At 74.4% G+C, this 9,470-nt stretch carries 11 protein-coding genes; 3 read left to right on the forward strand and 8 right to left on the reverse strand.

The features are described from left to right. Positions 1-797 (reverse strand): polyprenyl synthetase family protein (locus tag ABZ749_RS20920; RefSeq protein WP_357230099.1); only part of this gene is annotated, 797 nt, incomplete at its 3' end. A 9-nt stretch (positions 798-806) separates the two neighbouring features. After that, on the reverse strand, positions 807-1,196 hold the full coding sequence (locus ABZ749_RS20925) for a helix-turn-helix domain-containing protein (protein WP_357230101.1): 390 nt from the start codon (positions 1,194-1,196) through the stop codon (positions 807-809). 372 nt (positions 1,197-1,568) lie between these two features. Here ABZ749_RS20925 and metF point away from each other — a divergent pair, with 372 nt between their 5' ends. Together metF and ABZ749_RS20935 are read left to right on the forward strand one after the other, a co-directional pair. Next, complete coding sequence (gene metF / locus ABZ749_RS20930) at positions 1,569-2,486, forward strand: methylenetetrahydrofolate reductase [NAD(P)H] (RefSeq protein WP_091407621.1); 918 nt, start codon at positions 1,569-1,571, stop codon at positions 2,484-2,486. Between the two features lie 44 nt (positions 2,487-2,530). Further along, complete coding sequence (locus ABZ749_RS20935; protein WP_357230103.1) at positions 2,531-3,220, forward strand: CDP-alcohol phosphatidyltransferase family protein; 690 nt, start codon at positions 2,531-2,533, stop codon at positions 3,218-3,220. A gap of 7 nt (positions 3,221-3,227) precedes the next feature. On the opposite strand, the gene crtI is transcribed toward ABZ749_RS20935, so the two are convergent. The 6 genes from crtI to ABZ749_RS20965 are packed head-to-tail and all read right to left on the reverse strand — an operon-like array spanning position 3,228 to position 8,530. Then, positions 3,228-4,715: a phytoene desaturase family protein gene (gene crtI, locus ABZ749_RS20940; RefSeq protein ID WP_357205670.1), complete on the reverse strand. Its 1,488-nt coding sequence runs from the start codon at positions 4,713-4,715 to the stop codon at positions 3,228-3,230. A gap of 12 nt (positions 4,716-4,727) precedes the next feature. Beyond that, positions 4,728-5,855, reverse strand: coding sequence for a glycosyltransferase family 2 protein (locus ABZ749_RS20945; protein ID WP_357230105.1), 1,128 nt, complete (start codon positions 5,853-5,855; stop codon positions 4,728-4,730). Then, positions 5,852-6,730, reverse strand: coding sequence for a carotenoid biosynthesis protein (locus ABZ749_RS20950; protein ID WP_357230107.1), 879 nt, complete (start codon positions 6,728-6,730; stop codon positions 5,852-5,854). The genes ABZ749_RS20945 and ABZ749_RS20950 overlap by 4 nt, the downstream gene beginning before the upstream one ends. Next, positions 6,727-7,278 carry a GNAT family N-acetyltransferase gene (locus ABZ749_RS20955; protein ID WP_355007690.1) on the reverse strand — a complete coding sequence of 184 codons (552 nt, stop codon included), beginning with the start codon at positions 7,276-7,278 and terminating at the stop codon, positions 6,727-6,729. Before ABZ749_RS20955 ends, ABZ749_RS20950 begins: the two co-directional genes overlap by 4 nt. Continuing rightward, complete coding sequence (locus tag ABZ749_RS20960; RefSeq protein ID WP_357230109.1) at positions 7,275-8,045, reverse strand: monooxygenase; 771 nt, start codon at positions 8,043-8,045, stop codon at positions 7,275-7,277. Before ABZ749_RS20960 ends, ABZ749_RS20955 begins: the two co-directional genes overlap by 4 nt. Continuing rightward, a complete protein-coding gene (locus ABZ749_RS20965; RefSeq protein ID WP_357230111.1) occupies positions 8,042-8,530 on the reverse strand; it encodes a YbaK/EbsC family protein in 489 nt (162 codons plus the stop codon). The genes ABZ749_RS20960 and ABZ749_RS20965 overlap by 4 nt, the downstream gene beginning before the upstream one ends. A 446-nt stretch (positions 8,531-8,976) precedes the next feature. On the opposite strand from ABZ749_RS20965, the gene ABZ749_RS20970 reads away from it, so the two are divergent. Continuing rightward, positions 8,977-9,426 carry an SAV_6107 family HEPN domain-containing protein gene (locus ABZ749_RS20970; protein ID WP_007463070.1) on the forward strand — a complete coding sequence of 150 codons (450 nt, stop codon included), beginning with the start codon at positions 8,977-8,979 and terminating at the stop codon, positions 9,424-9,426. Positions 9,427-9,470: the final 44 nt, after the last annotated feature.

A 9,470-nucleotide genomic window follows, 5' to 3' on the forward strand; every position in this document is an offset into this window, starting at 1 on the left:
GGTGGTGCCGGCGCAGCCGGTGCACGTCGCGGTGGTGCTCTCCGGCGACCTGGACCCGGCCGGCTGGTGGGGTGCGGGTCGACCGGCCGGCTGGGGTACGCCGAGTAGGCCGTCCGCACGTCCTCCGGCGCGTCGGCCAGCGCGGCGCCGAGCAGCATCGGACGCTCGACGGTGTACTTCGCGGACTTGTACCGGGCGACCTTGCTGGCCCGCTCCACCGAGGTGTCCCCGGTGACCTGCGTCAGCACGTCGAGGTACTGCCCGACGGTGACCTCGGTGCGCATCTCGTCGAAGACCGGCCGGGCCCGGGCCAACGACCACAGGTCCAGGCCGGCGGAGTGCAGCAGTTCGTCGGACCAGACCAGACACAGGTCACCGAGCAGGATGGCCGCGGCGTCGCCGAAACCGTCCGGGTCACCGCCCCAGCCGGCCTCCCGGTGCCGGGTGGCGAACCGTCGGTGCACCGCGGGCTCGCCGCGTCGGGTGTCGGAACGGTCCATCAGGTCGTCGTGGATCAGGGCGCTGGCCTGGACGAACTCCAGCGCGGCCAGGGCGGTCAGCACCTGGTCGCCGTCCAGCCCGCCGGCCCCCCGGAACCCCCAGTAGGCGAATGCCGGACGCAGCCGCTTGCCGCCGCCGAGCACGAACGCCTCGATCGCCTCGGCCACCGGACCCAACGCGTCGTCCACGGCGGCGAGCCGGACCCGTTGGCCGGCCAGGAACTCGGTGAGAGCCTTGTCGACCCGCTGCCGCAGGCCGGCGCGGTCGACGGGGGACACGGGAGCAGCGTGGGTCACGCCCCGACGCTAGCTGGTCGTCCGTGCTCGTGCTCCACCGCCACGCGTAGTCCCGCCGCTGCGGCCGGGACCCGTCCGCCCGGCCGGACGCGCGCCGGCCGCGGCGGTGCGGCCCGGCCCGGTGGCCCGCGTCGAGCCGGCCCGACGGGTGGCCGCGGCGGCCTCCGCGAGCACCACCAGCGGCACGTCCAGGACGACGGCGAGCCAGCCGAGCCAGAACCCGCCCGGCACGCGCCGCTGTCGTTCCCACCGGGAAACCTCGTGCCGACTCAGCGTCGGCACCCCGGCGGCGGCACACAACTCGGCGGCGGCTCGCTGCTGGCTCCAGCCATGGGCCAGTCGGCACCGGGCCAGCAGCGGCCCGAGCTGCGCGGGACGCGGCGATGCGAGCGGGATCATGGGTCCTCCTGGCGGGCGTCGGTGCGGCGACGACCCACCCGTCTGACCGGACGGACCGGCGTCACCGCTCGGTTGCTGACCCCCGCGCGAGACCTGGCCACCCCCGCCGCCCCTCCCGCACCGTCCCTTTCTACCTCGGAGGTACGACGCCTTTCCGCCGTCAGGTCGGGGCGCGCGGTGCGACACCATCCGCCGGCTCACGGCGGACTCGGCGACACCGCTCACCGGCTCCCGGCAGACCGGACGACGCAGCTCCCCGGGCCGGGCGACGCAGCTCCCCGGGCCGGGCGACGCCGCCCACCGGGCCGGGTGGCACCGCCGCTGGGTGGGAAGGGCCTGGGTCCTGGTGCGATCGACCGCTAGAGTCGGGTCGTGGCGCTCGGTCTTCCCTCGACACTCCCCAATCCGCAGCCGGCGATCGGGGAGCTCATCCGTGAGCGCCAACCGACCTTCTCGTTCGAGTTCTTCCCGCCCAAGACCGAGGCGGGGGAGCAGCTGCTCTGGCAGGCCATCCGCGAGCTGGAGTCGCTGCGCCCGTCGTTCGTGTCGATCACGTACGGTGCCGGCGGTTCGACCCGGGACACCACAGTGGCGGTGACCGAGCGGATCGCCACCGAAACGACACTGCTGCCGATGGCCCACCTGACCGCGGTCAACCACTCCGTCGCCGAGCTGCGGCACGTGGTCGGCCGGCTCGCCGGGGTGGGGGTGCGCAACGTGCTGGCCGTTCGTGGTGACCCCCCGGGCAACCCGGGCGGTGAGTGGATCCGCCACCCCGAGGGCGTGGACTACGCCGAGGACCTGGTCCGGCTGGTGCGCGACGCCGGCGACTTCAGCGTCGGCGTGGCGGCCTTCCCGTACAAGCACCCCCGCTCGCCCGACGTGGCCAGCGACACCGCCCAGTTCGTCCGCAAGTGTCGGGCCGGCGCGGAGTTCGCGGTCACCCAGATGTTCTTCGACGCCGACGACTACCTGCGGCTACGTGACCGGGTGGCCGCTGCTGGCTGTGACACGCCGATCCTGGCCGGTGTGATGCCGGTGACCCAGTTCAGCACCATCGAGCGGTCCGTGCAGCTGTCTGGTGCGCCGTTCCCGCCGGCGTTGGCGGCCCGCTTCGAACGCGTCGCCGACGACCCGGACGCCGTCCGTCGGCTCGGCATCGAGCAGGCCAGCGAGATGTGCCGCCGACTGCTGGACGAGGGCGTGCCGGGAATCCACTTCATCACCCTCAACCGGTCCACCGCGACCCGCGAGGTCTGGCAGAACCTGAAGGCCGGCGCCCGCGTGTGAACGCTGCGCTTGCGACACCTGTTGCCCGGCACGACGGTTGATCCGTGGTGGGCACACAGCTGAACTGGGATCAGTACGCCACGGCGTGGGCGCGGTTGCACGGCGGGTTCGACCCTCGGGTCGCCGCGCCGGTGGTGCGCGCCTGGCTGCGATTCGCGTACCACGTCGGATACGTGCTGGGTCGACTGCGGGTCAGCCCCACCGCGGTCACCGTGGCCGGGGTGCTGCTCTGCTTCTGCGTACCGTTGCTGGTGGGCCGGCCGGGGGACGGGCCGTTCCTCGGCGCGCTGTTCGTGCTGCTCGCCGCCGTGGCGGACAGCGTGGACGGTGCGGTGGCGGTCGCCACCGGCCGCACCACCCGGCTCGGCTACGTCTACGACTCGGTCGCCGACCGGCTCGGTGAGGTGGCGTGGCTGCTGGCCTTTTGGCTGGTGGGCGCGCCAGGTGGGCTGGTGGTCGCGGGCGGCGCGCTGTCCTGGTTGCACGAGTACGTCCGGGCGCGGGCGGTCGCCGCCGGCATGCGGGACATCGGCGCGGTGACGGTGGGCGAACGTCCCACCCGGGTCTCGGTGGCGCTGGCCGGGTTGCTGGTCGCCGGGCTGGCCGGGCTGATCGAGCCGGACCTGGCCGCTGGCACCATCACCATGGCGACCGCGGTCTGGGTGCTGCTGGCCGGTTTCGGCCTGGGGCAACTGCTCTCCAGCATCCGTCGAGCCCTGCTCGACGCCGACTGAGCAGCCCTTACCAGGCGGGGCCGATCTCGTCGGCGACGATCTGCGCGGAGAGGGTCACCATCGGCAACCCACCGCCCGGGTGGGTGGAGCCGCCCACCAGCCACAGTCCGTCAACCGGGCCCCGGTTCGCCGGGCGCAGCAGCCCACCGGCGGTGCCATAGATCGAGCCACCCGGTGCGCCGGTCGCCACGTCCAGGTCGGCCGGGGTGCGGATCTCGCGGAACAGCAGCCGGTCGCGCACGTCCACGCCGCGCCGCGCCAGCACGTCCAGGATCCGGTCGGCGTACGCGTCGGCCAGCCCCGGGCGTCGCCAGTCGACAGCGCCCGCCGCGGTGCCCTGTCGGGCGGCGTTGACCAGCACGAACCACGCCTCGTGTCCGGCTGGGCGAACCATCGGGTCGTCGGCGACTGTGACGAACACCGCCGGGTCGGCCGCCGGCCGGGCCCGTACCCCGCGCCCCGGGTCACCGAAGACCGCGTCGAACTCGGCGTCGTAGTCGTCTGGGAAGAAGACGTTGTGGTGGGCCAGCCCGGTGCTGCCGGAGACGCCGAGCAGCAGCACGAAGCCGGCGAGGCTGCGGTCGGTCAGCGTGGCCAGCCGACGCGGGTGCGGCAGCAGGTCACGGTAGACGGTGAGCGCGTCCACGTTGGCCACCACCACGTCGGCGGGTACCGGGGTGGTGACGCCGGCGAGGCGTACCCCGTGCACCCGGCCGCCGGTGGCGTCGATCCGGGTGACAGTGGCGTCGGTCTGCACGACCACGCCGAGGTCCAGGCAGCGGGTCAGCAGCGCGTCGGCGAGCGTGCCCAGACCACCGCGCAGGTACCAGCCGCCGAAGGTCAGCTCGGCGTAGGGGACCGCGACCAGCGCCGCCGGTGCCCGACGTGGGTCGGCTCCGGTGTAGGTGGCGTACCGGTCCAGCATCATCCGCAGCCGCGGATCGGACAGGTGCCGGCGGCCGAGGCCGCGCAGACTGCGGCCCGGGGCGATGGCGGCCAGGTCGCCGACGCGCCAGGCCAGCGACGCGAGGTCGCGGGGAGAGTCGACGGTACGGCGCAGGATGTCCCGTGAGGAGGCGTTCCACACCCGCGCCGCCCGGCGCCACAGCCGCTGCCAGTCGGCCGCCGCCCGGTCACCGAACGCGGCCCCGATCCGGGCGGTGAACTCCTCCGGGTCGGCGCACGAGTCCAGGGTCGGGCCACCATCGGGAAAGACGTGTCGGACGATCGTGTCCAGCGGAACCAGGTCCAGGTATTCGTCGAGCTTCGCCCCGGTCGCCTCGAACAGGTCGTGGAAGACCTCGGGCAGGGTGAGCAGGCTCGGCCCGGTGTCGAAGTGGAACGACCCGGCCGGGGTGTCGTGCGTGTAGCGGCCGAGCTTGCCGCCGACCGTGTCGGCCCGCTCGAAGACGGTCACCTGGTGCCCGGTGGCGGCCAGCCGGGCGGCGGTGGCGAGGCCACCCACCCCGGCGCCCACGACCACGATCCGCGCCATGCCGCGTCCTCCCTAGCTGACCGGGCGGCCCCGCCAGGTCAGGCGGCGTCGCTTTCGCAGATGGTACGACCGCAGGGTCAACCAACCGAGGACCACGACCGACACGGGGTGTGCGAGCGCGTCGGGCCACCACCGACCACCTGTCGCGCTGGCGGTGAGCACCCGTCCGGCCACCCCGAGCACGTATGCGGCCAGGCCCACGGCTGCCACCATCGGTGCGCCGGCCGCCGCACCCGTCAGCGCGATCAGTGGTGGGGCGGTGTAGAGCAGCAGCAGCGCCGCCACCACGGCTGCCGCCGCGCCCGGGTGCCCGAACGACGCCCAGAGCGACTTCGAGTACCCGTCGCGCAGTTGCGGCCAGTCGTCGTACATCCGGCAGGTGGCCAGCCGGGAGCCGTCGGCCAGGGCGATCCGTCCGCCGGCCCGCTTGACCGCCCGGGCCAGCTCGACGTCCTCCAGGATCTTGTCGGCGACCGCGGCGTGCCCGCCGGCGGCGGCGTAGCCGGCCCGGTCCACCACCAGGAACTGCCCGCCCGCCGCGGCCAGCGACGGCCGCGACGAGCGCTCCATCGCGCGCAGCGGTAGGAAGGTCAGCCAGAGCCACTGCAGCAGCGGCTGCACCAACCGGTCGCCGGCCGTCGCCACCACGATCCGGGGGTACGGCGACAGCAGCGTCGCCCGGGCGGCGCGCAACTCGGTGACGGCAGCGGCCACGGCGTGCGGGGCGAGCACCACGTCGGCGTCGACGAAGACCAGCGCGGTGGCGTCCGGGTCGGCCCGGGTGGCCAGCTGCCAACAGGCGTGCGGCTTGCCCAGCCAGCCCGGCGGTGGGGCGACCCCGGTGAGCAGCGTGACCCGCGGGTCGTCGCCGACCACCGCGCGGACCACGTCGGCGGTGCCGTCGGTGGACCCGTCGTCGAGGACCACGACGCGCAGCCCGGGTACGCCGCGCTGGGCCAGCAGGGCACGCAGGCAGGGCGTGACCCGGGTGGCCTCGTCGCGCAGCGGCAGCAGCACGGTGACCGGCTCCTCGACGTCGTCGGGCCGGTCGGTGGGTCGGCGCAGCCACCGGGTGGCGTTGAGCCAGGTGTGCCCGGTCAACGCGGCGACGGCGATGAGCAGGGCGAGCAGGACGGTCATCGGGTCGCGTCGACGCCGGGGCGGTGTGGCTGGTGGGCCTCCCGACCGGGGGCACCGCCCCGGCGGGCACGCAGGAGGGTCACCGCCAGGGGTACGGCGGTCACCGCCATGCCGGCGGCGCCCCAGAGCGCCGAGGCGGGCAGGTCGAGGAAGACGGCGTGGGCCAGGATGCTGGAGAAGTACGTCCACAGGTAGAGCGCGAGCATCGGGTGGTCCCGCCGATCGGTGTGTTCGGCGGCCGGCCCGGCCAGCGGGCGCAGCGCGCTCATCATCAGCACCGCGAAGAGCAGCCAGCCCAGGTAGTTGCTGACCGGGATGCCGGCCAGGCCGGGCAGGGCCGGGGTGGCGTCGCGCCAGACCCAGTAGCCCTCGGCCACCATCTGCGGGTCGAGGAAGAGGTCCCAGGCGGCCAGCCCCACGGTGGCCAGCGCGATCCGCCCCACCCATCGACCCACCGTCGGCCCGCTGCCGTCGGCTGTCGGCCCGCTGCCGCCGGCAGTCACGATCCTGCCGCCGGTCAGTCGGACCGCTGCCAGCCAGGCCGGCCAGGCCATCCAGGTCCAGGCCAGCGGAATGATCAGCGGCACGCCGGCCAGCTTGGGACCCAGCTCTCCGGAGTAGTCGTAGCTGCCGAACGGCACGCCGGTGGCCACCCCGATCGCCTCGATCGCGAACCCGCCGCCGGTGGCCACCGCGACCAGCGCCGCCGCCACCCGTGGGCCCCGGCTGAGCAGCGCGTGGCCGACCGAGAGCAACCAACCGAGGACGACGGTAGCCACTGTGAGCCCGGCCCGGGTTGCACCGGTGGTGAGCGGGTAGCAGATCTGGGCGAGGACCAGGACGGCGAGCAGCGTCCAGGAGATCCGTCGGGTCATGACGCCGGTGGCTCGAGGGGCAGATCCCGACCGAGTACGCCGAACGGTCGCTCGTCGCCGGGGAAGTGGAAGTCGCGCAGCACGTCGACGAAGCCGAACCGTCGGTACAACCGCCAGGCCCGCGAGGTCTGCTCGTCGGCCTCCGGGGTGGACAGCAGCACGGTGTCGCCCTCCGCCATGCCGAGCAGCGCGCGCAGCTGACCGGTGCCCAGACCGTGCCCCTGCGCCGGTGGCCGGACGTGCAGCTCGACCACCTCGAAGCAGTGGGTGAGCCAGCGCGTGCGGGTCGGGGCGTTCAGCGCGCGGTGCACCTGGTCGTGCCACCACTGACCGGAGGCGCCCAGGTAGCCGTAGCCGAAGCCGGCGAGGTGACCCTCACTGGTCAGGCTGGCGACCGCCCGGAAACCCGGTCGGCGGACGTGGGTGGCGATGTAACCGCGCCGGGCCTCCAGCAGGTCGGTGCGGTATCCCATCGCCTCGCCGTAGACGGCCACCACGTCGTCCAGCCGCCGGACGAGATCGTCCGGCGTCCAGCGCACCAACCTCATGCCCGTCCACCCTTCACCGTTTCCGGGCCGCCGTCGACGACCCATCCGAGCACCGACCGGTCGCCGACCACGTCGCGCACCTCGAACCGGGCGAACAGTTCCTCGGCGTACCAGCCCGCGGTGGGGGTTCGCATGATCGCCGCCCGGTGCTCCGGGTGACGGTACGCGAACGCCACCAGGTCCGTCGGGTCGCGCCACACGCTCACCGTGCCCTGCCAACCCAACGGGGCCTCTCCGACCCCGAACCGGGCCAACAGCCCGGGCGCGTCGCGCAGAGCGGCGGCCACCGGCGGGATCGCCCGCCAGAAGGTGGCCGCCCGCCGGGCCCGCAGCCGGGCCCGGGTCAGTGCCAGCACCGGGCCGGTGACCCGGCCGCCCGACGGGTCGCCGAACGGCCGCTGGCCGGACCACTCGCCCCGGCTGGTCAACGGGCGTAGGTCGATTCGTGCCTGGGCGTGGGCGATGCGCGCCCAGGCCCGCCCGACCGGAGAGTCGTCGAAGCCGGCCGCCGCGGCGGGGGAGTCCCAGACGGTCAGCGCCGCCCACCGGGTCAGGTCGGCGTCCCGGGGCCCGAAGTCGGTGCCGGTTCCGGTGCCCAGCAGCTTCCCGAAACGAACGCCGGGGAGGGCCCGCAACCGGCGGGGGTCCACCGCCATCCGGGTCAGCGCCCGGGGCAGCGCGCCAGGGGAGGTCCGCCACACGTGCAGCGTGACCAGCTCCGGAACCGTGCTGACGTCGCCGCTGTGCCTGCTGGTTCGCTCGCTCACGCCACCTCGGCCGGGGTGCCGGCGGTGACCCGCAACAGCTCGGGGTAGGTGGTCGGGAAGACCGCCTGGGGTACGCCGCCCGCGGCCCAGATCTCCGGGTACGCCGCCAGCGCCGTGTCCACCAGGGTGCGCAGCGGGTGCGGGTGCCCGAGTGGGGCGACCCCGCCGATCGGCTGCCCGGTGTGGGTCCGGACGAACTCCGGGGTGGCCCGACGCAGTCGGGTGACGCCGATCGATGCCGCCAGGCCGGCGGTGTCGACCCGGTGTGCGCCGGAGGTGAGGACGAGCAACGGCGTGTCGTCCGCGTCGAAGATCAGTGAGTTGGCGATCTGGCCGACCTCGACGTCGAGCGCCTCGGCGGCCGCCGCGGCGGTGTGCACCGCGTCGGGCAGCAGACGGACCACGCTGGGCTCACCGGCGCCGTCGAGGGTGCCGGCGGCGGTGAGCGCGTCCTGCACCGCCCGTACGTTCGGGTGTGGCTGCATCCCGCCATTCTTCCCGGTCCGTTGGTGGCCGGTTCAGTCGGCCGGCACGCTCGGCGCGTCACACGTTGCATTTTCGTCGGAGGGGAGGTGTACTGTCAGCAGCAGTTAGAACGAGTGTTCGATTGCCTCGAACGCCCGTTCCAACCAGCCGGAGCGCGGCGTTTCGCGGCGCCACCTCCGGGCGGTGCGGCTCCGCGGGCCGCACCTGGGTTTCCGGGCAGTCGCGAGCCTGGTCCCAATTAGGCAGGAGCGTCGCTCGCCGCCCACGACCCCCGGGCGGCGGGCGACGCACCCGCCGGTCCGCCGGCCGGGTGTGGTGTGGGGAAGCATCCACACCCGGCCGGCCACACCCGGTGCGTCTTCCTCCGCACCACCCCGACCTCGGCGTCTCGTCGGTGGCATCAGCCACCGCAGTGACGTCTCGGCCACGTGGAGGAGAGACACCCATGCCGACCAACCCGGCTCAGGCACCGACGGTGCCGGCGCACGTGCTGCCGCACCGCACCCCCGCCCAACTCCTCACGTTGGCCCGCCGTGGGCTGGTCGAGGCTGGCCAGACCCGACCTGACGGCCTGCGCTACGCGGCTGCCCACCTGGCCGCCCTGCGCGCGGCGGCAGCTCTGCTCGCCGCCCGGGCCCGCCCCGCGCCGAGTCGACGCAACCGGATCACCAGTGTCTGGGTCCTCCTCTGCGCCGTCGCTCCGGAGCTCGACGAGTGGTCCCGGTTCTTCGCCGCGGGGGCCAGCAAGCGCGCCGCCGCCGAGGCCGGCATCCCCCGGGTGGTCAGCGCCCGGGAGGCCGACGATCTGCTCCGCGCTGCCGAACAGTTCGTCACGGTGGTGGAAACCGCGCTCGGCGTGGCCCACCAACCGGCCCTGGACGGCCTCGCCGCCTGATCCCGCCGTGCCACCGGCCGCCCCGCGAGGGGAGCCGGGCGGCC

Source organism: Micromonospora sp. NPDC047753, from assembly GCF_040642735.1.
Lineage (GTDB): Bacteria > Actinomycetota > Actinomycetes > Mycobacteriales > Micromonosporaceae > Micromonospora.